Annotated in this window: 15 protein-coding genes and 3 tRNA genes; 12 read left to right on the top strand and 6 right to left on the bottom strand. The window is 65.3% G+C overall.

The features are described from left to right. The first annotated feature begins 11 nt into the window (after nucleotides 1-11). The 4 genes from C1876_RS04015 (at nucleotide 12) to C1876_RS04000 (ending at nucleotide 2,526) form a co-directional block, all read left to right on the top strand. Nucleotides 12-1,040, top strand: coding sequence for an aldo/keto reductase (locus C1876_RS04015; RefSeq protein ID WP_114545432.1), 1,029 nt, complete (start codon nucleotides 12-14; stop codon nucleotides 1,038-1,040). 100 nt (nucleotides 1,041-1,140) lie between these two features. Continuing rightward, nucleotides 1,141-1,217: transfer RNA gene (locus C1876_RS04010), tRNA-Pro, on the top strand. 85 nt (nucleotides 1,218-1,302) lie between these two features. Further along, nucleotides 1,303-1,854, top strand: a complete 552-nt coding sequence (locus tag C1876_RS04005) for a YdeI/OmpD-associated family protein (protein WP_211309503.1) — start codon at nucleotides 1,303-1,305, stop codon at nucleotides 1,852-1,854. 111 nt (nucleotides 1,855-1,965) lie between these two features. Beyond that, the gene (locus C1876_RS04000; protein ID WP_114545431.1) at nucleotides 1,966-2,526 is read left to right on the top strand and encodes a DUF4256 domain-containing protein; all 561 of its coding nucleotides are present in this window, start codon (nucleotides 1,966-1,968) and stop codon (nucleotides 2,524-2,526) included. A 90-nt stretch (nucleotides 2,527-2,616) separates the two neighbouring features. Here C1876_RS04000 and ligD read toward each other — a convergent pair whose 3' ends face one another. Then, nucleotides 2,617-5,088, bottom strand: a complete 2,472-nt coding sequence (ligD, locus tag C1876_RS03995; protein ID WP_114545430.1) for a DNA ligase D — start codon at nucleotides 5,086-5,088, stop codon at nucleotides 2,617-2,619. 76 nt (nucleotides 5,089-5,164) lie between these two features. Here ligD and C1876_RS03990 point away from each other — a divergent pair. Further along, nucleotides 5,165-5,238, top strand: a tRNA-Gly gene (locus tag C1876_RS03990). 234 nt (nucleotides 5,239-5,472) lie between these two features. Here C1876_RS03990 and C1876_RS18195 read toward each other — a convergent pair. Further along, nucleotides 5,473-5,730 carry an FAD-binding protein gene (locus tag C1876_RS18195; protein ID WP_420870309.1) on the bottom strand — a complete coding sequence of 86 codons (258 nt, stop codon included), beginning with the start codon at nucleotides 5,728-5,730 and terminating at the stop codon, nucleotides 5,473-5,475. Then, on the bottom strand, nucleotides 5,658-7,187 hold the full coding sequence (locus tag C1876_RS03985) for an FAD-binding protein (protein ID WP_420870308.1): 1,530 nt from the start codon (nucleotides 7,185-7,187) through the stop codon (nucleotides 5,658-5,660). The genes C1876_RS18195 and C1876_RS03985 overlap by 73 nt, the downstream gene beginning before the upstream one ends. A gap of 245 nt (nucleotides 7,188-7,432) precedes the next feature. Here C1876_RS03985 and C1876_RS03980 point away from each other — a divergent pair, with 245 nt between their 5' ends. Next, a complete protein-coding gene (locus tag C1876_RS03980; RefSeq protein WP_114545429.1) occupies nucleotides 7,433-8,338 on the top strand; it encodes a LysR family transcriptional regulator in 906 nt (301 codons plus the stop codon). A 57-nt stretch (nucleotides 8,339-8,395) separates the two neighbouring features. On the opposite strand, the gene C1876_RS03975 is transcribed toward C1876_RS03980, so the two are convergent. Both C1876_RS03975 and C1876_RS03970 read right to left on the bottom strand, forming a co-directional pair. Further along, nucleotides 8,396-8,638, bottom strand: a complete 243-nt coding sequence (locus tag C1876_RS03975) for a glutaredoxin family protein (protein WP_114545428.1) — start codon at nucleotides 8,636-8,638, stop codon at nucleotides 8,396-8,398. Between the two features lie 276 nt (nucleotides 8,639-8,914). Beyond that, a tRNA-Arg gene (locus C1876_RS03970) sits at nucleotides 8,915-8,990 on the bottom strand. 540 nt (nucleotides 8,991-9,530) lie between these two features. Between C1876_RS03970 and arcA the strand changes: the two genes are divergently transcribed. The 5 genes from arcA to C1876_RS03945 all read left to right on the top strand — a co-directional run bounded on the left by arcA (nucleotide 9,531) and on the right by C1876_RS03945 (nucleotide 23,323). Further along, nucleotides 9,531-10,748: an arginine deiminase gene (arcA, locus tag C1876_RS03965; protein WP_114545427.1), complete on the top strand. Its 1,218-nt coding sequence runs from the start codon at nucleotides 9,531-9,533 to the stop codon at nucleotides 10,746-10,748. 174 nt (nucleotides 10,749-10,922) lie between these two features. Next, on the top strand, nucleotides 10,923-11,918 hold the full coding sequence (gene argF, locus C1876_RS03960; RefSeq protein ID WP_114545426.1) for an ornithine carbamoyltransferase: 996 nt from the start codon (nucleotides 10,923-10,925) through the stop codon (nucleotides 11,916-11,918). Between the two features lie 24 nt (nucleotides 11,919-11,942). Next, entirely contained in the window at nucleotides 11,943-12,896 is a 954-nt protein-coding gene (gene arcC / locus C1876_RS03955; protein WP_114545425.1) for a carbamate kinase, read from the top strand. A gap of 160 nt (nucleotides 12,897-13,056) precedes the next feature. Further along, nucleotides 13,057-14,658: a YfcC family protein gene (locus tag C1876_RS03950; RefSeq protein WP_114545424.1), complete on the top strand. Its 1,602-nt coding sequence runs from the start codon at nucleotides 13,057-13,059 to the stop codon at nucleotides 14,656-14,658. Nucleotides 14,659-14,884: 226 nt separating this feature from the next. Further along, a complete protein-coding gene (locus C1876_RS03945) occupies nucleotides 14,885-23,323 on the top strand; it encodes an MSCRAMM family protein (RefSeq protein ID WP_114545423.1) in 8,439 nt (2,812 codons plus the stop codon). Between the two features lie 37 nt (nucleotides 23,324-23,360). On the opposite strand, the gene C1876_RS03940 is transcribed toward C1876_RS03945, so the two are convergent. Further along, nucleotides 23,361-23,795: a GNAT family N-acetyltransferase gene (locus tag C1876_RS03940; RefSeq protein ID WP_114545422.1), complete on the bottom strand. Its 435-nt coding sequence runs from the start codon at nucleotides 23,793-23,795 to the stop codon at nucleotides 23,361-23,363. A gap of 208 nt (nucleotides 23,796-24,003) precedes the next feature. Between C1876_RS03940 and argS the strand changes: the two genes are divergently transcribed. After that, nucleotides 24,004-25,731 carry an arginine--tRNA ligase gene (gene argS, locus C1876_RS03935; protein ID WP_114545421.1) on the top strand — a complete coding sequence of 576 codons (1,728 nt, stop codon included), beginning with the start codon at nucleotides 24,004-24,006 and terminating at the stop codon, nucleotides 25,729-25,731. The last annotated feature ends 9 nt before the right edge of the window (nucleotides 25,732-25,740 follow it).

Raw genomic sequence — 25,740 nt, 5'->3', positions numbered from 1 at the left:
GGGAAAGGTCCATGCGCGACATCACGTTGGGGAGCACGGGCATCACGGTGCCGCAGAACGCGTTCGGAGCGCTGCCGCTGCAGCGCTTGGAAGAGGCCGAGGCCGTAGCCTTGCTGCGCGCGGCGTACGAGGGCGGCATGCGCTACTTCGACACGGCGCGCGCCTATTCGAACAGCGAGCACCGCGTGGGCCTCGCGTTCGAGGGCAGGCGCGATGACGTGTACCTGGCCACGAAGACGATGGCCCGCACGCCCGACGCGTTCTGGGCCGATCTGGAAACGTCGCTTTCCGAGCTGCGCACCGACTGCATCGACGTGCACCAGTTCCACTGCGTCGACCAGGCCTACGCGCCGGGCGACGGCACCGGCATGTACGAGTGCATGCTGGAGGCGAAACGCCAGGGGAAGATCCGCCACATCGGCGTGACGGCGCACAAGATCGAGGTGGCGTTCGACTGCGTGCGTTCCGGCCTGTACGAGGTGCTGCAGTTCCCGTTGAGCTACCTGTCGGGCGAACGCGAGCGGGAACTCATCGATGAGTGCCGTGCAGCGAACGTGGGCTACGTGGCCATGAAGGGCCTGGCGGGCGGCCTCATCACGAACAGCCGCACGGCCATGGCGTACCTGATGCAGTTCGACAACGTGCTGCCCATCTGGGGCGTCCAGCGCATGTCCGAGCTGCGCGAATGGTTGGCGTACATGGACGAGACCCCGCGGATGGACGATGAGCTGGCCGCGTTCATCGAGAGCGAGCGCGCCGAGCTGGCGGGCGACTTCTGCCGCGGCTGCGGCTACTGCATGCCGTGTCCGCAGGGCATCGTCATCAACCAGTGCGCCCGCATCTCGCTCATGCTGCGCCGTGCGCCGTCGAGCGCCTGGCTCACGCCCGCGTGGCAGGAGGCCATGGAGGCCGTGGAGCGTTGCATCGACTGCCGCGCCTGCGTGGCGAAATGTCCCTACGAGCTGGACATCCCCGCGCTTCTGCGCAAGAACCGCGCCGACTACGAACGCGTCCTCGCTGGCGAGGTGAGCGTGGCGTAGAGAGGGCCGGGCGCGCAGCGCAAGCCCGCGGGCGCATGCCATGCGAAGATCGCGCCGCGCGCCGAATCTTCTGCTATACTGGCTTCTGCTGTTTTCGCGTCGGGATGTGGCGCAGTTTGGTAGCGCGCCTGCTTTGGGAGCAGGATGTCGCAGGTTCGAATCCTGTCATCCCGACCATTTACGCCCGGCAACCTGAGGTTGTCGGGCGTAAGTGTTTCAGAGCTCGAAAGAGCTGTTCACGAAGGGAGGCGCCGTGGCTGAGATGGTGGAGTTCCGCGACCGGGCCGCGTTTCGCGCGTGGCTTGAGGCGCATGGGGCCGAGAGCGACGGGGTGTGGGTGCGCTTCGGCAAGAAGGGCGGGCCGAAAACGCTCACGGCGGCCGAGGCGCTTGAGGAGGCGCTGTGCTTCGGCTGGATCGACGGGCAGATGCAGCGCATCGACGAGGGGTCCTACAAGAAGTACTTCGCGCGGCGCACGCCGAAAAGTCCCTGGTCGGAGAAGAACAAGGCGCTCGCCGAGCAGCTCGAGGCACGCGGCGCGATGACTGCGGCCGGACGCGATACGATTGCGGAAGCGAAGAAGGACGGCCGGTGGGACGCCCCGAAGGCGCCGGGCGTCACCGACGAGCAGCTGAGTGCGATCGCGGCGCTGCTCGAAGGCCACGAGCCGGCATGCGCGAACTACCGGGCCATGGCGCCCTCGGTGCGCAAGACGTACGCGAAAGCCTACTTCAGCGCCAAAACCGATGCCGGCCGCGCAAGCCGCCTCGCCTGGATGATCGAGCGGTTGGACCGGAACCTGAAGCCCATGTAGAGGCCCGATGCCCGTCCGGTAACGGCTTCGCGCGCGTTTGCGGGCGGACGTTCCCAAAGCCCTCGCCGGGTTCTACCATGGCGAAAAGCCCTCGCGAGCAAAGGACGAGCCATGGAGCCCACCTCTCTCACCGCCGACCAGCGCACGGCGCTGCTCGGAACCCTGCAGGAGCGCTTCGAGCGCAACGAGCAGCGCCATCCCGGCATCGACTGGGAGGGCGTGCAGACGAAGCTGGAAGCGGACGATGCCAAGCTGGCCGCGCTCTTCGCCATGGAGGACACGGGCGGCGAGCCCGACGTGGTCACCTACGACCTGGCGACGAACGAGTACGTGTTCTACGACTGCGCGCCCGAAACCCCCGTCGGCCGCCGCAACCTCTGCTACGATCGGGAAGCTTGGGAGTCGCGCAAGCGCAACAAGCCGCGCGGCAACGCCGTCGACGAAGCGGCGGACATGGGCGTCGAGATGCTCACCGAGGCGCAGTACTACGCCCTGCAGGAGCTCGGGGAATTCGACGTGAAAACGTCGAGCTGGGTCGAAACGCCCGAACCCGTGCGCGCGCTCGGCGGCGCGCTGTTCTGCGACCGTCGCTTCAATCGCGTGTTCACCTTCCACAACGGCGCCGAATCCTACTACGCCTCCCGCGGCTTCCGCGCCTCCCTGCGCGTGTAGGCAGGAAACGCATCTTCGCCCGCAAAACACGCCTCGTGTGCTGAGGCGTGTTTTGCGGGCGAAGATATGCGCGGCGTCCCCCAGGCCGCGCTACTTGAGCGCCTGCCGCACGTCGAAGTAGCCCTCCCAGGGGTCGACGCCGTCGAGCGACGCCAGGGCATCCTGCATCGACACGGCGTCGGGCGCCACCCGGTCGAGCTCGTTCCAGCTGAGCGGCATGGACACGTGCGCGCCGCTGCGGGCGCGCAGCGAGTACGGGGCCACGCTCGTGGCGCCGCGGCCGTTGCGCATCCAATCGATGAACACCTTGCCGGTGCGTTTCGCCAGCCGCACGTTGCTCGTGTAGCGGTCGGGCCACTTCTCGGCCATCACCTGGGCGATGCGCCGCGCGAAGTCGTGGAACGCGTCCCAGGACGCCGCCGGCTCGAACGGCACCACCACGTGGTACCCCTTGCCGCCGCTCGTCTTGAGAAACGCCGTCAGCTCCAAATCGTCGAGGATGCCCTTGAGGTCGCGCACGCCTTGGCGCACCTGCGCCAGCTCGAGGCCCTTGTCGGGGTCGAGGTCGAACACCATCATGTCGGGCTGCTCGAGCGTTTCCACGCGGCTGCCCCAGATGTGGAACTCGAGCGTGTCCATCTGCGCCTCGGACACGAGTCCCTTGGCGCTGTCCACGTAGAAGTACTCCTCGTCCTCGCCGTTGCTCGCGGGGATGGCGGCGGTGATGACGCCCGACGTGCCGGGGCCGGGGTGCTTCTTGAAAAAGCACGCCGAACCTGCGCCGCGCGGACAGCGCACGATGCTGAGGATGCGGCCGCCCGCGTAGGGCAGCATGCGCTCGGCCATGCGCGCGTAGTAGCGCACGACGTCTTCCTTCGTGATGGGCGGGTGCTCGAACAGCAGCTTGTCGGGGCTTGTGATGCGCACGCCGTCGATGCGCAGCTCGTCGCGGGAGGGGGTATCGCTCATGGGATGCTCCGATCGATCGTCGGGTTCGGGAAAGTCTTCGCCGCGCACCGCAACCTCGCGCCGCACGTCGCGCGGCTCCTTGTCGGTGCGCAGGCCCTGATAGCTGGGGTGGCGCAGCAGGCCGTCGTCGGTCCACTCGGAGAACTTCACCACCCCCACGAGGCGCGGCTCGAGCCATACGACCCGCTCGCCCGCGCGCGGCTTCGGCGCGTCCTCGAACGGCGCGTCCGTGCGCTCGAGGCCCTCGAAGGCCGCAAGCAGATCGCGCGAGACGGCCTCGCTCAGCCCGGAGCCCACGCGCCCCGCGTACACGAGCCGCCCGTCCTCGTACTGCCCGAGCAAAAGCGAGCTGACGCCGCGCACGCGCTTCATCGACTGCGTGTACCCGCCGATGACGAACTCCTGCTCGTTTCCGCACTTCAGCTTGATCCAGTCGCCCGAGCGCCCGCCGCGGTACGGCGCGTCCGCGCGCTTGCCCACCACGCCTTCGAGGTGCTGCTCGCACGCGGCGCGGAAGCTGTCGACGCCGTTTCCGCGCACGTGCACGCTGTAGCGCACGTCGTCGGGCGCGTCCTGCGCGAGCGATTCCAGCAGCTCCTTGCGCTCGACGAGCGGACGGTCGCGCAGGTCGTCGCCGTCGAGCGCGAGCAGGTCGAACACCACGTAGGCGGGGTGCTTGCCGGCCGGGTTGCGCAGGAAACCCTGCAGCGCTTGGAAGTCGGTCCTGCCGGCATCGTCGGTCACCACGAGCTCGCCGTCGAGCACCATCGCGCGTCCCGCCGCCCATGCGCCCAGCGACGCGGCCACGGCGGGGAAGCGCGCGGTGTAGTCGTTGCCGTTGCGCGTGACGAGGCGCACGGCGTCGTGCTCGATGAACGCCACCATGCGGTAGCCGTCGTACTTCACCTCGTACAGCCATCCGTCGCCGTCGGGCGCCGAGCTCACCAGCTTGGCAAGCTCCACATCCACGTGGTCGAAGGGGTTCGCGGCGAACGCCTCGTCTTCCCCGTGCGCGATCTCGTCCATGGTGCGCCCGGTTTGCACGGAGGTGTCGAAGCCGTCGATGCCGGCGTCCGCGCGCACGTAGTCGTCTTTTTCCTTGATGAGCAGCCAGTTGTTGTCGCGCTCGCCCTTCTTCGGCTTCATGTGCACGAGCACCCAGGCACCGTGCAATCGATGCCCGTCCAGGACGAACTTCAAATCGCCGTCGGCAAGCCCGTCCTCCACGTCCACGAGCGGCTCCCAATACCCCTCGTCCCACAGCATGACGGTGCCGCCGCCGTACTCGCCCTGCGCGATGACGCCCTCGAACGTGCGGTAGTCCAGAGGGTGGTCCTCCACGCGCACGGCCAGGCGCTTGTCGCGCGGGTTGTAGGACGGCCCCTTCGGAACGGCCCAGCTCAGCAGCGTCCCGTTCCATTCGAGCCGCAGATCGTAGTGGTCGCGCGAGGCGCGGTGATGCTGCACGGCGAAGCGCAGCCGTCCCTGTTCGACCGCATCGTCGGGTCGCGTGCTTTCTTCTTCCGTGCCGGGCGGTTCGGGGGTGCGCTCGAAGTTGCGTTTGCGGTTGTATTCGCTCAAGGGGGAGGACATGGGCACCACGTGGTCTTTCTGGGATAATTTTGCTCGCAACGCGCGAACTTGCGGTACAATAGTCGCCGCGCTGAACGCGGGTGTGGTTCAATGGTAGAACCTGAGCCTTCCAAGCTCATGACGCGGGTTCGATTCCCGTCACCCGCTCCACGAATCTGCAAGCCGGGCACCCATTGTGCCCGGCTTTTTCATGCGCGGGAACACCGCGCGCCCACCTGATTGCGCATCGTTGCCCGCCGTTCATATACCACGCCGTCGAGCCCGCAAAAAAGCCCCGGTCGCATGATGCGGCCGGGGCTGCTGCGCGCGGGCCCGGGAGGGGAGAGGGCCCGCGCGCGAAGGGGAGGGAAAGCGAAATCGGGGAGGGAAGGGGGCTGAGGCGCCTTACGCCAGCAGCTCCTTGGCGTCCTTCATGGCGAGGCGGCCGGAGTTCACGGCCCACGCCGCCTGCGAGCCGGGCGCGAACTTCACGTCGTAGGAGTCGCCGTACAGGCCGCCCGCATCCGAGCCGCCGGCGTACAGGCCCACGATGACCTCGCCGTTCTCGTCGAGCACCTGCGTCTTCTCGTTCACCTTGATGCCGCCGCACGTGGTGTAGAAGCCGTCGGCCGTCTCGCACAGCCAGTAGGGGCCCTCCTCCATCTTGTGGAGGTACTTCGCGCGCTTGCCGAATTCCTCGTCGGCGCTCGTGTCGTCCCGTCGAGCTCGGCCGCCGCATCGCAATAGCCGTTGTACTGGTCGACGGTGGCCTTCACCGCCGCGGCGTCGAGCCCCACTTCCTTGCACACGGCGTCGATGGAATCGCCCACGTGGCAGCCCTCGGCCTTCTCCAGCACCTCGCGCGCCTTCGCGAGCGGCGTGCCCGGCGTGCCGAACGAGAACACCTGGCCATCGGGGCCGTCGGCCTCCCAGCGCTTCATGTCTGCCTCGGTGAACAGCGCGAACGTCTTCTCCTGGTTGCGCACGCAGATGCCCGCGCCGGCGAAGTCGTCGAGCCACAGGTCCTCCTTGCAGAAGCGCGCGCCCTTCTCGTTGAGCCAGAGCGTGGGCTGCACGCCGGCGGAGTAGGCATCGGTCGTCCACGTGGCCGTCACGGCGCCGATGGTCACCGGTCCGCACCACATGACGGTGCCCAGGCCCTCGGCCATGTCGGCGCCCGCGTCCTTCGCCATCTTGATGCCGTCGCCGGCGCGGCAGTCCATGCCGAGCGCCTGGATGTTGGCGTTCTTCGTCTCGGACACGGCGTAGAGGAACTCGGAGTTGTTCGCGTAGCCGCCCGTGGCAATCATCACGACGGGGGCTTCCACCTTCAGCACGTCGCCGTTCTCCTTCTCGGCCAGCACGCCGGCAACCTTGCCGTCCTCGACGAGCAGCTTGCGGCCGAACGTGTTGAAGTGCGCCTCGATGCCCAGCTTCTCCGCCTCTTCGCCGAAGCACTGCATGAAGTAGCCGCCGGGGCTCGCGTTGTCGCCCTTGTCGTACACGTGCCACACCTTCGGCCCCACGCCGATGGAGATGTTGCCCTCGAACACGATGCCGTGGCCTTCGAGCCAGTCGATGGTCTCGGACGTCTGCCCGAAGAAGTTCTCGTACAGCTGATGCTGCGGGATCCAGTGATGGTAGTTCAGGCAGGTGTTGATGGCGTTCTTCACGCCGTAGGGCGCGTCGGGGCTGTACGCGCCGGCGAACTTCACGCCGCCGTCCGCCTCGGTGAAGTGCGTCTCGAGGCCGGTCATGCCCTCGGTGCCGATGAACGATCCGCCGTAGCCGCTCAAGCGCTCGATGACGACGGGCTTGAGGCCCAGGTCGACCGCCTGGATGGCCGCCGCCGTACCCGTGCCGCCCGCACCGACGATGCACACGTCGGCCTTCACGGTTTCCTTCGGCTCGCCCAGCTCGGGGATGCTCCAGATGGCGTCGTCGGCGGCGCTCGTGCTGGCGGCGCCCGCATCGGCGCCGGCGGTCGGGGCATCGGCTGCAGCCGACGTGGACTGCTGCGGACCGCAGCCGGTCAGCGCGGCGCCCGCGAAGCCGGCGGTCAGGATGCCTGCGCCTGCCAGAAAGGAACGCCTGCTCAGATTGCTCGTGGATTCGGACATGATGATCCTCCTTGCCTGCCTCATTCCTGAGGAAGTGGATTGCGACCGCCCTCCTGCGGCCTGTCCCTATTGTGTGTTCCGTGGATATTGCGTGCAAGAGCTTGACGTGTAGCTCCTTGTTTGCTGCTGAATCTCTTAGTTTCAAGCCCATCATATCGTGCCGCCCGCGCGATGCGGCGTAGTACAATGGGCCTCGTGCGAAGCGGGAGGGAGCCCCTTGCGCACGAGAGGCAGGGAGGGACACCATGCTGCAAGACAAGTGCGACTACTTCATGCTGGCCTACGATTCGCCCAGTTTCAGCGCGGCGGCGAACAAGGTGCCCATGTCGCCGCAGGGGTTCGCGAAGGCCATCCGCAACCTCGAGCGCGAGCTGGGCGTGCCCCTGTTCGCCGTGGACGAGGACGGCACGCGCCGCGCAACGCCCTACGCCGACGAGCTGTACGAGTACGCCAAGCGCATGCGCGCCGAGCGCAACCTGCTGGCGAGCGCGTTCGAGCGCATCTCGTCGAGCGGCTACGTGGAACTGCGCATCGCATGCTCGCTCGGGGTGCCGGGGCTGTTGGGATCGGGCTTTCTCGACGGCTTCCTCGAGGCGCACCCCGACGTGTCCATCACCCTCAACGAGATGCCCGACGCCCTGTGCGAGTCGGTGCTGCGCGACGGCCTGTACGACCTCGCGCTCACCGTGTCCTCGACGGCGGACGACTTCGTCTCGCACGAGCTGTACGCCTCGCCCGTGCTCTACTGGGTGCGCGCCGACGACCCCCTGGCCGAATGCGACGTGCTCGAGCTCGGCGACCTCGCGCAGCGGCGCCTCGCCATCCCGGGGGACGACTTCAAATGCTACTGCGATCTGCTCGCGCGGTTCGAGCGGGAAGGCGTCGAACCGCCCGCCATCGTCAAATACTCCGAGATATTCTGGATATACGAGTTCGTGCTGCGCGGGGAGGGCATCGGGTTCACGCTGCCGCACCTTGCGTCGCTCGAGGTGTTCAACGGAAGCGATGCCGTGGTGGCGTTGCCGACGCGCGACTTCCGGTGGGGGTTCGGCGTGTCGTACCTCAAGGCGCACACGCCCGGGCCGCGCGAAGAGGACCTCATCGCGTACCTGGAGCAGCGGGTTGCCCGCCGCATGCGCACGCGGGCATAGAAAAGCCGCCTGGCATGCATCATGCGGGCGGCTTGGCGAATCGTGCGGGTGAGGAGGCTAAGCGCTTCGGGTGCGCAGATGCGCGATGATGTCCTCGGATTCGTAGAGCGGCTTGCCGTTGATCACCAGGCACGGCACCTGCTTCTTGCCTCCGATGCGCACCAGATCGTTCTGATTGCCGGGTTGCAGCGTGTCGCGGGTGTCCATCATGATCTTGTTGTCGTCCATGAAACGCAGGACTTTCTGGCAGAACGGGCATTCCTTCTTGTAATACAGCGTGTAGTCTTCCAGGTACGGCATGCGCGGCTCCTCTCTCGATATGCTATCGAAGAATCTCGTGAGCTCGGGGTATAGAGCTTCTCATACTACGCCATCGAGAATAAAGACCCGGCCGTTCTTCGCGGCTGTTGCCAATTGGTTGACAACCCTCCTCATCATGCGAAAAAAAGACGGCTGTTTGTCACCACTCTGTAAGTAATGAAGAAGTATCTATTGTGCTATGGAATACTTTATGAGATACTTCGTAGTTTTTTGCATTTCGGGGGGTTTGCTCGAAGCTGCTTCGTAATCGAAAGATGGCGCGCCCGGCAGGACTCGAACCTGCAACCGACGGATTAGAAGTCCGTTGCTCTATCCATTGAGCCACGGGCGCGTTTCAGCGAGCATCGGTATTATACCGTAAAAACCGGCTGGGGGAACGACGGATACGCCGGGTGCGGAAGCGGGGGAACAAAAGGTGAAAACACGCTTCGTATCTGGGATTTTATTGCTTCAAGAGCCGGGCATGACGCCGCGTCGCGCCCACCATGCGCCCCCGACCGCCGCCCCTGCGCACAGCGCTTGCATCGGGAATGCATCTTTCTGCATGTTTATGCATTCGGGCTAATCAAGTATGCAATTCGAAAGGTCGACAAAGCGCCGAAACCAGGGTGAAACGAGGGGGTAGAGGGTGCTTCAATGCTATAGCGCAGCAAAGTGAATGTGGCGAAATGATGTAGACCACCACGATCAACGATGACCATTCGCCGAAAAAACACGAGGTGCGACGAGAGGTACCGTTTTGTTTCATTTTTGTAGTTGCAATTTGATCCGAAGCATGAGATTTTGACGAGGTGAACGGACGCCCGGTGCGCAACGGGCGCTTCCGCAAGCCAAAAATCTGGAAAATGCATAAAGGAAAAGGAGGGTTGCTATGGCTGGTGTGAACGTCAAAAGCGAAATCAAGCCTTTGAAAAAAGTTCTGCTCCACCGCCCTGGTCGAGAACTTCTGAACCTGACGCCGAACACGCTCGAGGAGCTGCTGTTCGACGACATCCCGTTCTTGAAGGTCGCCCAGGAGGAGCACGACGCCTTCGCGCAGGCTCTGCGTGACAACGGCGTCGAAGTCGTATACCTCGAGAAGCTCATGGCCGAGGTGCTTGATCAGAACCCCGAGCTGCGCGAGCAGTTCCTGAAGCAGTTCATCGAAGAGGCCGGCATCCGTACCGATCGTTACCAGAAGATCATCTACGACTACCTCAACGACAATTATCCCGACAACCTCGACTTGGTCATGAAGACGGTGGAGGGCATCAACCTCACCGAGCTGCACACCGACAAGTCGAACTCCTTGGTCGACCTCGTGTCCGAGTCCTCCAAGATGGTTGTGGCCCCCATGCCGAACCTGTACTTCACCCGCGACCCGTTCGCGATGATCGGCAACGGCGTGTCCATCAACCGCATGTACTCCGTCACGCGTAACCGCGAGACCATCTACGCCGAGTACATCTTCACGCATCATCCTGACTTCAAGGATGTGCCGCAGTACTACAGCCGCTACAACACGTTCCACATCGAGGGCGGCGACATCCTCAACATCAACGACAAGGTGCTGGCCATCGGTATTTCTCAGCGTACCGAGCCCGATGCCATCGATGCCATCGCGAAGAACATCTTCGAGGACGAGACGAGCCCGGTCGAGACGATCCTGGCCTTCAACATCCCGAACAACCGCGCGATGATGCACCTCGACACGGTGTTCACGCAGATCGACACCGACAAGTTCACCATCCACCCGGGCATCATGGGCCCGCTGACCGTCTTCGAGATCACCCCCGAGGGCGACGGCATCAAGGTCAAGGAGATGAACGGCAAGCTCGAGGACATCCTCGAGAAGTACATGGGCCATCCGGTCGAGCTCATCCCCTGCGGCGGCGGCGACCGTATCGCGGCCGAGCGCGAGCAGTGGAACGACGGTTCGAACACGCTGTGCATCGCTCCGGGCACCATCGTGGTGTACGAGCGCAACGACGTGACGAACGCGCTGCTCAAGGAGAAGGGCCTCAACGTCATCGAGGTTCCCTCCGCCGAGCTGTCCCGCGGCCGTGGCGGCCCGCGCTGCATGAGCATGCCCATCGAGCGCGAGGACTAAATCGTCAAGCTCCGTGCGCGACGCGCATGCGAGCCCTTCTGAAGTACCCTTGCCTTTTCCGGATTGCCGGGGCCGTGCAAACGGCCCCGGACATTCGAAGAGGGGCGGGCAGAATTACTTGGCGCTGCCCGCGGTGTATATGTTTTGTACCGTAACGTTTGAAAGGAATGATCTATGCCTACTAGCCTGAGCGGTCGCGACTTCCTGCGCCTCCTCGACTTCACCTCCGAGGAAATTGAGTACCTGCTGAAGTTGTCCCGCGAATTCAAGAACCTGAAATTGACGGGTACCCCCCATCGTTATCTCGAGGGCAAGAACATCGTCCTGCTGTTCCAGAAGACGTCCACCCGTACGCGTTGCGCGTTCGAAGTTGGCGCTATGGACCTCGGCATGGGCGTGACCTACCTCGATCCGGGTAGCTCCCAGATGGGCAAGAAGGAGTCCATCGAGGACACCGCTCGCGTGCTCGACCGCTTCTACGACGGCATCGAGTTCCGTGGCTACGCTCAGTCCGACGTGGAAGAGCTGGCTGCCGGCGCTTCCGTGCCGGTGTGGAACGGCCTGACCACCGAGTGGCACCCCACCCAGATGCTCGCTGACATCCTGACCGTTCAGGAGAACTTCAACTACGACATCAAGGGTAAGACGCTGGTGTTCATGGGCGACGCCGCGAACAACGTGGCCCGTTCGCTCATGGTGGTGTGCGCCAAGCTGGGTCTGAACTTCGTCGCCTGCGGCCCCAAGGAGAACATGCCTGCCGCCGACCTCGTCGAGACCTGCGAGGCCATCGCTGCCGAGAACGGCTGCACCATCAAGCTGACCGAAGACGTGAAGGACGCCTGCACGGGCGCCGATGTCATCTACACCGACGTGTGGGTGTCCATGGGCGAGCCCGACGAGGTGTGGGCCGAGCGCATCAAGCTCCTCGAGCCGTATCGCGTGACCGAAGAGGTCATGGCCATGGCCAACAAGGATGCCATCTTCCTGCACTGCCTGCCTTCGTTCCACGACACGAACACCACCACGGGTGCCGACATCGCCGAGCGCTTCGGCGTCACCGAGATGGAAGTCACCGACGGCGTGTTCGAGTCCAAGCAGTCCAAGGTGTTCGACGAGGCCGAGAACCGCATGCACACCATCAAGGCCGTCATGTACGCGACGCTCTCCTAACTGAGAAGGACTAGGTGAATCAAGATGCCTTATCAGAAGGGTGAAGGTAAGTCCGTTGTCATCGCTTTGGGCGGCAACGCTCTGGGCGATACCCCGCAGGAGCAGCTCGCTCTCGTGAAGGAAACGGCGAAGAACATCGTTGACATGGTGGGCGAGGGCATCAACGTCGTGGTTTCCCACGGCAACGGCCCCCAGGTCGGCATGATCAACAACGCGTTCGCCTATGCGAGCCAGCATGATGGCAAGACCCCGGAGATGCCGTTCCCCGAGGCCGGCGCCATGAGCCAGGGCTACATCGGCTACCAGCTGTCCCAGGCCATCCTGAACGACCTCAAGGATCGCGGCATCATGCGCTCCACGGCCAACGTGATCACGCAGACGGTCGTCGATCCTGACGATCCGGCGTTCCAGAACCCCACGAAGCCCGTCGGCGCCTTCCTCTCCGAGGAAGAAGCCAAGGCTAAGGCCGAGGAAACCGGCTGGACGTTCAAGGAGGACGCGGGTCGCGGCTGGCGTCAGGTTGTCGCTTCCCCGAAGCCCGTTCGCATCGTCGAGTTCGATGCGGTGAAGGACCTCATGGACAACGGCTACGTGGTCGTGTCCACGGGCGGCGGCGGCGTGCCGGTGTTCGAGACCGAGGACGGCTACGTCGGCGTCCCCGCGGTCATCGACAAGGACCGTTCTTCGGCCAAGCTCGCGGCTGACTTCGGTGCCGACATGCTGGTCATCCTCACGGCCGTCGAGAAGGTTTGCGTGAACTTCGGCAAGCCCGATCAGGCTCAGATCGACACGATGACGATTGCTGAAGCTGAGGAGTACATCGCTCAGGGTCAGTTCGCTCCGGGCTCCATGCTTCCGAAGGTGGAGGCGTGCATCGAGTACGTGCGCGCGTATCCCGAGGGCAAGGCGCTCATCACGTCGCTCGAGTGCGCTGCGGCCGGTATCGAAGGCAAGACCGGTACGGTCATCACGGCGTAAGCGTCTTACGTATGCGGAAGGCTCCGCGGCTGAGGGTAGTGCGGAGCCTTCCACTGTTTAGGGGTACCGGCGGGTTGTGCGGTTACGCTTCCACAGATCCGCTGTCAATTTCTCGTTCGCCAAAATATCCGACTCGATCCTCAAAATAGGAGGGGTTGTTATGACCGAGAAAGTAAAGGAAAAGAGCAAGAAAAAGCGATCTATTTCATCGTTTACCATCCTGCTGATCATCTTGATCGTGCTGGCGTTGGTCACGGTCGTGATGTCGCTGGCCGGCGTTGAAGGAATTGCCGGCGCAACGGTTGCCAACGTGGCAACGGCTCCCGTCAAAGGCTTTACCGACGCGTTGCCTGTTTGTCTGTTCGTGCTGATCCTGGGCGGTTTCCTGGGTATCGTCACGGAGACGGGCGCGCTGGATGCCGGTATCGCAGCGCTGGTGAAGAAGCTGAAGGGCAATGAGCTCATCCTCATCCCCATTCTGATGTTCATCTTCTCCATCGGCGGTACGACATACGGTATGTGCGAGGAAACGGTTCCGTTCTACCTGCTGCTCGCGGCCACCATGGTCGCCGCAGGCTTCGACAGCGTTGTCGGTGCTGCGGTCGTGCTGCTGGGTGCTGGCTGCGGCGTGCTCGGCTCGACGGTGAACCCGTTCGCCGTTGGCGCTGCCGTCGACTCCCTGAGCACGTCGGGTATCGTGATCAACCAGGGCACCATCATCATGCTCGGCGTGATCCTGTGGCTCGTGACGCTTGCGATCTCCATCGTCTTCGTCATGCGTTACGCGAAGAAGGTCAAGGCGAACAAGGGCTCCACCATCCTGTCGCTGCAGGAGCAAGAGAACATGAAGGCCGAGTTCGGCGAGGCTCAGCAGGAAGCTGAAAACGCCGAGGCGAACCCGAGCGAGAAGCTGATGACGGGTCGTCAGAAGTGGACGCTCGTTGTGTTCGCGCTGACGTTCGTGGTCATGATCGTCGGCTTCATCCCCTGGGGCGACTTCGGCGTCGAGGCGTTCGATGCCGGCGCGGTCACGGAGGAAGTCACGACGCAGGTTTCCGGCGAGGATGTTGCCGCCGTCTACACCGACAAGGATCTTGGCGTGTTCGAGGGCGACGTGTCCGGCACGGTCACCACTGAAGAGCAGGTGTCCGAAGGCTGGTCTGCGTTCCTGACCGGTCTGCCGCTGGGCCAGTGGTACTTCGATGAGGCTTCCACCTGGTTCCTCATCATGGCTATCATCATCGGCATCGTCGGTGGCATTTCCGAGAGCCGCTTCGTGAAAGCGTTCATCAACGGCACCGCCGACATGATGAGCGTCGTGCTGATCATCGCCATGGCCCGTTCGATCACGGTGCTCATGGGCGAGACCGGTCTCGACATGTGGATCCTGAACAACGCGGCTGCTGCACTGAACGGCTTGTCGGCGATTATCTTCGCCCCGCTGTCGTTCCTGCTGTACATCGTGCTGTCGTTCCTCATCCCGTCGTCGTCCGGTATGGCTACGGTGTCCATGCCCATCATGGGCCCGCTGGCGAACTCGCTGGGCTTCTCGACCGACGTCATGATCATGATCTTCAGCGCCGGCAACGGCCTGGTGAACCTGTTCACCCCGACGAGCGGTGCGATCATGGGCGGTTTGGCGCTGGCCAAGATCGAGTACTCGACGTGGCTGAAGTTCGGTGGCAAGCTGTTCGTGATGCTGGGTGTTGCATGCGTGATCATCTTGACGATTGCCATGATGGTCATACCTGGCGCTGCGTAAGGTTTCATCCGCTTGCGGCATTGCCGACAAGCGATAGGGCTCCACGAAAGGGTCTCCCGCTTCGGCGGGGGACCCTTTTGCTGTGCGGGGCACTGAACTGGGGTTAAACTCTTGATTGAATCAGTATTATTGCATCCCCCCTTTCCCTAAACTACACATCGGCATGCGAATTCGACGTACTAGCACATGAGACCGAAGCACAAACACACTCTTTAAGGGGACTCTCATGCAGCGTCGAATTTCTCGCAACTTCGTATCCGTATTCATGGCATTCGTGCTGGTGGTCACGTGCAACAGCGCAACTGCGCAGCCGTTGGCCGCATTCGCCGAAGAGGGGGCGCGGCAAGCGATCGAGGTCGGAGCGGAGGAGGCTCCGAATCCGGAAGATGCGCCCGACCCGGTAGGAGATGCGGAAGAGCCCGCGGAAGCCGAGGGTGGCGCGACGGACGATGCCCCGATGGTCGACGTTCCCACCGAGGATGGCGAGCAATCGGTCGATGTCGAGCCGGCGGACCCGACGGAGGGCGACGAGGCTCCGCTTGCGACCGCGTCGGCCGAGGAAGTGCCTGCCGTCGAGCGGGCCGACGTTGAAGTGCCGGCCGCCGCGACGCGTGCCGATGCGTCGGACGTGACGTTCGATACCGCGCAGCTGTCGCTGGCCATCGGGTCGTTCGCCTGGAAGGACGCAGCGGGCGCGCTCACGGAAGCAGCGCGGGACGACAAGGGCGCCTACCTGCTGCCGACGCCGTTCGAGGGCATCAAGGGCCTGCGGCTCGTGCTCGACTTCGGCGTGCTCAAAGACGACGAGACGCGCACCATCAAGCAGGGCGACCACTTCACGTTCGCGCTCAATCAGACGACGGCTGCGGGGCTGAACCGCTTCTCGCTTACGGATACCGTTGCGCCGCAGAACATCACCTTCGGCGGCCACCTCGTGGCGACGTACGAGATCAAGCACGGCGTTCTCAACGTGACGTTCAGCCAGAACGTGAACTATGAGGAGGGGTTCGCGAAGATCAACGGCGGCATCAGCCTGAACTTCGAGCTGAACGAGGCCGCCTACGGCACCGAAGACGAGACGGGCGTCGATCTCGTGCTGCAAGACGTCAGCAATCCGGCGCACGTCGTGGTGCCGCCGAAGTCGTCGACGGTGGACGGCGTGGAGAAGGAGGGCGTCTACGACCCGGCCACCCGTTCCATCACGTGGACGGTGAGGGCGGGTACGTCGTCGGCCGGGCTCGACATGGCGGGCATGAAGATCGTCGACACCTACGATGCGGGCGCGCTCGAGTACGTCTCGGCGTCGACGACGGCTGCCGACGGGACCGAGACCGACATCACGACGGCCATCGAGCAGAGTACGGGGTCGTGCGCCTACGTGTTCCCCGCAGGGTCCGTGGCACCGCAGACGGTGAAGATCGTGACGAAGGTGAAGGACGCGGCGCTCCCGAAGGACGGGGCGTCGGTGGTGGGCAACGATGTGCGGCTTGACAAGGGCACCTCGCCCTACGACCCCGGCACGCATCGCACGGCGGGCACGACGACCAGCGTACCGGGCATGGGGGTGCAGAAGAACGGCGAGCAGATCGACGGCAACAAGATGCAGTGGTCGATCGTGGTGAACGAAGCCGAGGACGCGTGGCTGTGGAATGCCGTGGTCACCGACGTGCTGGCGGCGAACCTCACGTACCTCGACAACTCGCTGCGGGTGGACGGCAAAGCCGTGCCCGTGTACGACGCGGTGCCCGACACGGCGCCGGCGTCGGACTACGCAACCCTCGTGACGAACGCCGACGGCACCCATACGCTGGCCTTCCACTTCGTGGACACCGAGGCCGCCGATCACGACGGCAAGCCCCTCATCGGGAAGGCGCACCGGCTGACGTTCGAGACGGCGCTTGCGGGCGACGGCATCGAGGACGCGAAGATCGAGAACACCGCCACGTTGAGCGGCGGCTGGCCGGATGGCGACGGCCCCGGCGTGGCGTTCGCGCGCGACATGGGCATCGGCACGGAATACCGCTACGCCTTCGTCAAGAAGGAGGGGAGCGTCGAGCAGCGCACGGGCGTGATCACCTGGTCGGTGAACCCGCAGACGCGCCTCGAGCATTACGAGGGGGCCACGCTGTCCGATGCGATCGACGCGAGCGATCAGGCGTTCATCGACGGGACGGTGATGCTGGAGTACCGGGGAACGACGTACGATCAGGCGCAGCTCGTGAAGGAAGGGTGGCTCACGGTGACGGGCTCGGGCGTTGCCGGCGATCCGACGACGCTCGCGTTCACGTTGCCGAAGGACCCGTTTCCGCTGCTGTCCGACGTGCAGGTGACCTATCGCACGCAGGCGACCGCGGGCTTTTTGGACGGCACGCACGGAACGGCGCACACGTATCGCAACACAGCGAACCTCGAGGTGCAGACGAGCGGCGGCACGTTCGAGAACACCGCCACGGCCGAAGTGCCGCTCGAGAACGATCTCATCGCCAAAACGGCGGCGTACGAGTACGACGACGCGGCGGGCAGGGGATGGCTGCACTACACGCTTACGGCGAACGCGAACAAGATGGACCTGAGCGACGTGGCGGTGTCGGACGACTTCTCGCACTTGGCGACTACCTATTATAAGAACGACGGCTCGACGCTCGATATCCCGGCTACGGCGTGGACGATCGACGAGGGTCGCACGCAGGTGACGGGCGGGGCGCATGAAACCCCGACGTTCACGGGCGGCCGGTTCAGCGTGAAATTGGGCGAGGCGGCCTCGGGGTGGAAGATCGACGGCGCGTACACGATCGACCTTTACCTCACGCTGACCGACGCCGCGCGGCAGGCGTATCTGCTCGATGCGGGAAGCGGCTTTATCCGCACGAAGAACGTGGCCTCCATCGAGGGTACGTCCGGCGGTGGCGCCATCGACCGCACGGCAGTGTACGAGACCACGCCCGAGGGCGGCGACATCGTCAACGAGCTGGTGGACAAGAGCTCGCAGTTCAGCAAGGACACCGGTGTCATCCGTTGGCGCGTCGACGTGAACCCGCAGGGGGCCGAGCTCAAGAACGCCGTGGTGAAGGACGTGCTGAACAAGTCGCTGCAGCTCGACTTCTCGTCGGTCAGGCTCTACGAGAGCAGGCATGCCGCGAACGGGTCGATCGCCGACGATGATCCGGCAACGGCCGGGTGGACGGAGGTGAAGGACGACGCCTTCACCGTTGAGCCGGGCGACGATGGGTCGAGCATCCTGAAAGCAGCGCTGCCCGACGGCGCGAAAGCGTACACGCTCGTGTACGAGACGAACATCACCGAGGCCGTCGCCTCGGGCTACGTGCAGAACCGCGCATCGCTTCTGAACGACGACACCGAGAAGGGCGACGGCTCGCACACCCAAGAGCTCGGCGACGACTCGTGGGGCTACCTCGAGCGTACGGCCTCGTACAAGTTCGTGAAGATGGACGCGTTGGGCGGCTCGGCGCAGCCGCTCGGGGCGGGCGTGACGTTCGGCCTGTTCGCCGACGAGGCGTGCGCGCAGCAGATCAAGCTCGTGACCGCGAACGAGCATGGCGCGTTCGGGTTCTACGGTCTGACGCCGGGAACCACGTACTGGTACAAGGAGACGAAGGCGCCTGCGGGCTACGTGCTCGATACGACCGCGCACGAGTTGGCGGTGCCGGCGGGCGTGAGCGGCGTGCAGCCGGGCGCGATCACGGTGACGAACGATCGCGTGCGGGCATCTGCTCCGGTGACGGTGACGAAGCTGTTCGAGACGACGGCGGGCAGCGACATCGACAAGCAGGCGCGCTTCAAGCTCGTGCTGCGCCCGCTCGGCGCGGGCAGCGGCAAGGCGGTGGGCGTGTCGATGACGGGCTCGGCCGGGACGTACGCCTACGCCGGCACGGCGGGCTCGGTTGATGCGGCCACCGAGCTCGTGGTCGACGCGGCGGCGGGCGCCGAGAGCGCCACGCTTGCGCTGAGCGATTTGCCGTGGGGTTCCTACGAGCTGCGCGAAACCGGCACGACGGCCGGCTACGCGCTGCAGGGCGCTGCGAAGACGTTCACCGTGGCGCAGGACGGCAGCGTGACCTTCGGCGACGCCGCAGGTGCCGAGCTGACGAACAGCAAGACGCATATCACGCTGCACAAGCTTTTGAACGGAATCGAGCAGGCCGTGCCGGGCGTCTCCTTCTCGCTATTCGAGCGCACGAACGGCTCGGTGGGAACGACGGCGGTCGAGAGCCCGTTCACGAAGGGTGCGTACACGTGGACGCCCGACGGCAACCCCTGGGAGATCGTCGGGCTGCCTGCGGGCACGTACACGCTGCGCGAGACGACCGCGGCCGACGACGCGACGATCTCGCAGGTGCAGGACGTGCCCTTCACCATCGCGGCCGACGGCGCGCTCAAGCTCGACAAGAGCGTCGCGCACGTGAAGGCGTCGGGCACGACAATCACGGTCGACAACGTGTCGTGCAGCGCGGTGAAACTGGACAAGCTCGATCAATACGGCCATGCGGTGAGCGGCGCAGGCGTGCTGCTGCAGCGTTGGGACGGAAGCGCGTGGGTGGACGAAGGTGCCCCGGCGGCGACGGCGGGCAGGACGCTGACGTTCGACAAGCTTCAGCGCGCTACGACGTATCGCATCGTCGAGACGCTCGTGCCCGACGGCTACCTTATGGCGCAGCCGGTTGAGTTCACCGTCAACGCGTACGGCGTCGTGGAGCGCGTCAAGCTCGGAAATGCGGTGGGCACGTCGGCTGCATACGGAAACGTTTGGAGCAACGGCACTTTCACCCTGCGCGACGAGCGCATCCTCGGCCATGCGTCGTTCGTCAAGGTGGCGGAGGACGCGGCGGGCACGCCGCTTGCGGGCGCGACGTTCGACCTGTACCGGGTCGAGACGCCGGCCGACGTCAAGGTGCACGGCGCGGGCTCGTTCATCTCGGACGCCCAGGGCCGCGTGAGCACGGTGGGCTCGTCGCTTGCGAACGTCGACACGGGCCGGAAGATGGCCGAGGGTCTCGCGCCCGGCACCTACTACTTCAAGGAGACGGGCGCGCCGGCCGGCTACCGCTTCGATGCGACGCAGCCGGCGATGTCCGAGCGTTTCACGGTGGAAGCCGACGGATCGAACCGCTACACGCAAGCGGCGGGCGCGCCGTCGGGTCAGCACGTCATCGGGCTCGCGGCGGTTGAGAACACGCCGCTCGCCGCGTTGGTGCTCGTGCACAAGGCCGACGAGGGCGGTGCGCCGCTCGGCGGGGCCGTCTTCGCGCTGACCGGCACCGATGCCGACGGCGGCGCGGTGTCGTTCGAGGCCGAGACGGGCGCCGACGGCCTCGCGTCGTTCGAGCGCGTTCCCACCGGCTCCTACGAGGTGCGCGAGACGAAGCCGCCCGCAGGCTACCGGTTGAGCGCCGCCGTGCTGAAGGTGACGGTGGGGCAGGAGACAGCGGGGCTCACGTACGATCTGAACGTCGATGCGCCCGTGGTCAACGAGCTGAACAGCCTCACCGTGTCGAAGGTGGACGAAGCGGGCGCTTCGCTTGCGGGCGCGGTGTTCGCGCTCGAGGGCACGTTCGCCGACGGCTCGAGCGATCCGCTCGTGTGGACGTCGGGCACGGATGCCGAAACGATCGCGGGCAAGCTCGTGGCGTCGAACGTGTACCGGCTCGTCGAGCGTTCGGCTCCCCTGCATTACGTGCGCACGTCCGAGCCGCGCGAGGCGATGATGGACGCCCATGGCGTCCTGTTCGAGCGCGCCGTGGGCGCGTCGGCATGGAGCGCCGTGCAGGGGAACGCCCTGGTGGTGGCGAACGATCCCGTGCGCGGGCAGGTTGAGGTGACGAAAACGGTGTCAGGCGGCAACGGCACCGTTGCAGGCGTGCAGTTCGACCTGTTCAAGCGCGGTGCCGCGTCCGACGGCGACGACTTGGCCATCGCGTCCGCCTGTACGACGGATGCGGCGGGGGTCTGGCGCTCGCTCGACGAGGGGGCGACGAATCCCGACACGGGGCGTCCGCTGTCCGAGGGGCTTGCGGCGGGGTCGTACTTCCTTGTCGAGACGAAGGCCGCGCCCGACACCGAGCTCGATGCGACGCCTCGTAACTTCGAGATCGCCGACGCCGACCACTATGCTGCCGCGAAGGCGGCGGTGGCGGTGTCGCTTGAGAATCGCGCGTTCGGCGCATCGCTCGAGCTGGCGAAACGCGACGCAACGAGCGGTGCGGCGCTTGCGGGCGCGGCGTTCGCGCTCACGTACGTGCCGGAAGGCGGCGATACGTCGCAGGTCATCGTCGTGCCGGCGGCGGGCGACGCGGGCGCGTACCGGGTGGGCGACCTCAAGAAGGGCACGTACACCCTTGAGGAAACCATCGTGCCGAACGGTTACGAGCAGCCGTTCGAGGCCACGTTCTCCCTGACCGATGCCGACAACGGCGCAACGGTGAACGTGCGTGACGACGCGGCACAGGCCGTTGCGGTGACGAAGACGGCCGGCACGTGGGACGCGTCCGGCGTGACGAACGCGCGCAAGCTCGGATCGCTCGCGCTGACGAAGGTGGGCGAGCAGGACGAGCCCCTCGCCGGCGTGCTGTTCCTGCTTGAGCGCAGCGAAGCGGGCGCGTGGAGCACGGTGGGCACGTACGCGACGGGCGCCGACGGCACCCTCGCCGTGTCCGACCTCGCATGGGGTGCGTACCGCATCTCCGAGACGAAGGCGGCGCCGGGCTACGAGCCGGGCGGCAACGCGGTGCCGATCGCGTTCGAGGTGGGGCCGAACACCGGCACCGACGTGAAGCTGACCTGGGATCACGGAATCATTGCGAACGAGCGGACGAGCATTGCCATCGAGAAGGTGGACGATGCCGCAACGCCGCAGCGCCTCGACGGCGCGCACCTCAAGCTGAAGGGCGTCTTCGCTGATCGCACGACCGAGAAGGCGTGGGAGTCGAGTGCGGACGCCGCAGAAGTGCTCACCGGACAGCTCGTCGTGGGTGAGACGTACACGCTTGAGGAAACCGAGCGCCTGCCCGGCTACCTGGCCTTGCCGGGCGCCATCGCATTCGCGCTCAACGGTGCGGGCCAAATCGTGCTCGAATCGGTTCCCGTCTACGGCGACGGTTCGCAGGCGGCGCGTCTGTCCGCCGACGGCGCGCAGCTGTCCGTGCGCAACGTCAAGGTGCGTGGCATGGTGACGCTTTCGAAGATGGACGCCGATGCGGGCATGCCGCTCGACGGCGCCGTGTTCGCGTTGTACGACGGTACGGGCGCCCTCGTGCGGGACGGGCTTGAGACGGGCCGTGCCTACGCGGCCGCCGATTGGTCCGCAACCGACGCAGCGGCGGGTCGGCTGAGCATCGAAGGCCTCGACTTGGGGTCGTACTCCCTGCGCGAGACGGCGGCGGAGGGGTATCAGGTGCCCGATACCGCGTACCCGTTCACCATCGACAACGACAACGCGACGAAGGCGCCCTCGTGCGATCTGGGCACGATTGCCAACCGGCAGACGGAGCTCTCGTTCGTCAAGACAGGGCTCTACGCCGAGCAGTGCTCCGATCCCGTGCTGGGAGGCGAAGCGCCCGATGCGACGCTGCCGCTGGCCGGTGCCGTGTTCACGGCGTACGACGACGCGGCGTGCACGCATGCGGTGGCCACGGCGACCAGCGACGAGGCCGGTCGGGTGACGTTCAAGAAGCTTCCGGCCGCCACGTACTGGGTGCGCGAGACGACGACGCCTGCCGGACACGTGCCGAGCGACGTCGTGTACGTGGCTGCGTTCGCGGCCGACGGCACGCTGAGCGGGTTCGTGCAGCAGGACGCGCCGGACGCGGCGGTTGACACGGTGGTGAACGACGTGTTCCGCGCCGACATCAGCATGAGGAAGGTGTCGGAGAACGACGCGTCGAAGGTGCTGCCGAACTCGGTGTACGGCCTGTACAAGCGCGTGGTCTCGCCGCTTGCGCGCGGGGCGGAGTCCTTGCAGCTCATCGCGAAGGCCACCACCGACGAGCACGGCATGCTCACGTTCAAGGGCGTCCTCATGGATCGGGAATACGTCGTCCAGGAGCTGGAAGCGCCCGACGGCAGCCTCGTGTCGAAGCATCCCATCGCCATGACGTTCGCCGTGGGAAGCGACGGCGCGCCGCGGCTTGCTACGTTCGACGATGGCTCCGGCACGGCCGAGGTGGACGAGAACGGCGTCATCGTGTGGAAGGAGCCGCAGGTGATGGTTGCCTTCAACAAGAAGACCCCCGAGGGCGACGCGCTTGCCGGCGCGCTGCTCGAGGTGGTGGACGAGCGGGGCGCCGTGGTGGTGGAGCCGTGGACGTCCGAGGAGGGGAAGGGCACGCAGGTGGAAGGCGTGCTCGTGGCGGGTGCGACCTACCGCCTCGTGGAGCTCGAGGCGCCTGCGGGCTACGTGCGCGCCGACGACGTGTCGTTCACCGTGGAGAATCCGAAGCTCGGGCCGCGGGAGGGGTTCGTGCAGCAGGTGGACATGGTTGACGAGCTCGAGGCGGCGCCGCCTGCGAAGACGCCTGCCGCAACGAGGCCCTTCGGCTTCCTGGCGAAGACGGGCGACCCGTCGCTCGCGCTGCTCGTTGGGGGCGTGGTGTTCGCGGCGGCCGGCATTGCCGCGGCGAGCGGCGTGCGCCGGCGACGTACGCGCGCGTAAACACGGAGAAGGGGCCCGCGCGGGCCCCTTCTGCTTTCTACAGCGTCTTCTTCATCCAGATGTGCTCGACGTGCTCGTCGAGCTCGACGGCGCCGTAACGCTCATACCCCGTGCGCTCGTAAAACGGCGTGACGTAGCACTGCGCGTGCAGGTGCACCTCCGTCGCCCCGGCTTCGCGCGCAAGGCGCTCGGACTCGGCCAGCAGCTTGCTGCCGTAGCCGCCGTGACGTGCCTCGGGCAGCACGGCCAGGCGGCCGAACACCCAACGGCCCGGCTCGTCGGTGTGGTCGGGATCGGGGAAGATACGGGCGCAACCCACGAGCGCATCGTCCTCGTACAGCGTCACGTGGATGGTGCGCGGGTCGTCGTCCGTGGCGTCGAATTCGTCCTGAAAACCCTGCTCCTCCATGAACACGCGCGTGCGCACGATGCGCGCGTCCGCGAAGTTGCCCTGCTCGAATCGCAATTCCATGCGAGCCTTCTTTCTCTCTTCGGTCGTCGACCACCTTACCATACGTGCGCAATGAAATCAGGCTTTTGCGAGGTCGTGTGGATGTTTTCTGCATAAGAGCCGCGAGGTGCAAAGCAGTGCTCGCGTATGCTTTATTTGTGGTGGAAACATGGTAGAATCGACGGATGTATAAAAAGAAGGACCCATCCGCTAAGGAAAGATGCGTACCATGCAAATTCGCGAAGAACTTGAACAGCTGATCGACGCGGCCGTCGCGGCCGCGTGCGAGGACGGAACGCTCACGCTTGAGCAGGCTCCCGAGGCGGCACTCGAGCGCCCGCGCGACGAGAGCAACGGCGATTGGGCTTCCACCGTCGCCATGCGTTCGGCAAAGCTTGCCAAGAAGAACCCCCGCGAGATCGCGCAGGTCATCGTCGATCATCTGCCGGAGAACGACATGATCGCCTCCGTCGAGATCGCCGGCCCCGGCTTCATCAACATCCGCTTGGCCAACGCCGTCCTGCAGGGCGTCGTCGCCGAGGCGCGCGCCGAGAAGGAAGACTTCGGCAAGGGCGAGATTCCCGAAGGCGAGCGCAAGATCAACCTCGAGTACATCTCGGCGAACCCGACCGGTCCGCTGCACGTGGGTCACGGCCGTTGGGCCGCGCTCGGCGATGCCACGGCGCGCGTCATGCGCCATGCCGGCTACGACGTGTTCGAGGAGTTCTACATCAACGATGCCGGTACGCAGATGGACAACTTCGGCGAGTCGGTTGCGGTGCGCTACCAGCAGCTGCTCGGCCGCGACGTGGAGATGCCGGAGGCGTGCTACGCCGGTTCCTACGTGAAGGACATCGCCCAGGCCATCATCGACGAGGACGGCGACAAGTGGCTCGACGCCGACCAGAAGGAGCGCATGGAGAACTTCCGCGAGCGCGCCTACGCCTACGAGCTGGCCGAACAGCATCGCGTGACCGAGCGCTTCGGCACGACCTTCGAGTGCTGGTTCTCCGAGCGCTCGCTGTACGTGCCCGACGAGACGGGCGAGAGCGCGGTCGACCGCAGCCTCAAGGCCATGGACGAGAAGGGCTATATCTACGTCGAGGACGGCGCCACCTGGTTCAAGTCGAGCGCGTTCGACGACGAGAAGGACCGCGTGCTCATCAAGGCCAACGGCGAGATGACGTACTTCATGAGCGACGTGGCCTACCACTATAACAAGATGGAGCGTGGCTTCGACCACCTCATCAACATCTGGGGCGCCGACCACCACGGCTACATCGCCCGCTGCGAGGCCATGCTGGCCGCCTGGGGTTGGCCCGGCGCGCTGGAAATCATGCTCGGCCAGCTGGTGAACCTGTTCCGCGACGGCGAAGCCGTGCGCATGTCGAAGCGTACGGGCGAGATGATCACGTTCGAGGAGCTCATCGACGAGGTGGGCGTCGACGCGACCCGTTACCTCATGCTGGCGAAGTCCTCCGACCAGCCCATCGACTTCGACATCGAGGTGGCGAAGAAGAAGGACGCCTCGAACCCGGTGTACTACGTGCAGTACGCGCACGCGCGCATCTGCTCCATCCTGCGCAAGGCCGCCGACGCGCAGCTTGCCGAGGCCGCTGCGAACGGCGAGATCTCGATGGACGAGCTGGCCGAGAAGGTCATCCCGGCGAACGTCGACCTGTCGCCGCTCACGCACGAGTCGGAGCTGGCGCTCATGCGCAAGATGGACGACTTCGGCCCGCTCGTGGCGCAGGCCGCCCGCGACCGCGCGGCGTTCCGCTTGACGCACTACGCGCAGGACCTCGCGGCCCTGTTCCACTCGTTCTACACGAACTGCCACGTCATCGGCGAGGAAGAGAACGTGACGAACGCCCGCCTGGCCCTCGTCGACGCCACCCGCATCGTGCTGGCGAAGACGCTCGACCTGCTGGGAGTCACCGCCCCCGCAAAGATGTAGGGAAGAAGC

It is taken from the genome of Eggerthella sinensis, from assembly GCF_003339815.1.
In the GTDB taxonomy this organism is placed as follows: Bacteria; Actinomycetota; Coriobacteriia; order Coriobacteriales; family Eggerthellaceae; genus Eggerthella; species Eggerthella sinensis.
Note: the sequence above shows the minus strand (reverse complement) of the source record. Positions and strands in the feature narration are given on the sequence as shown.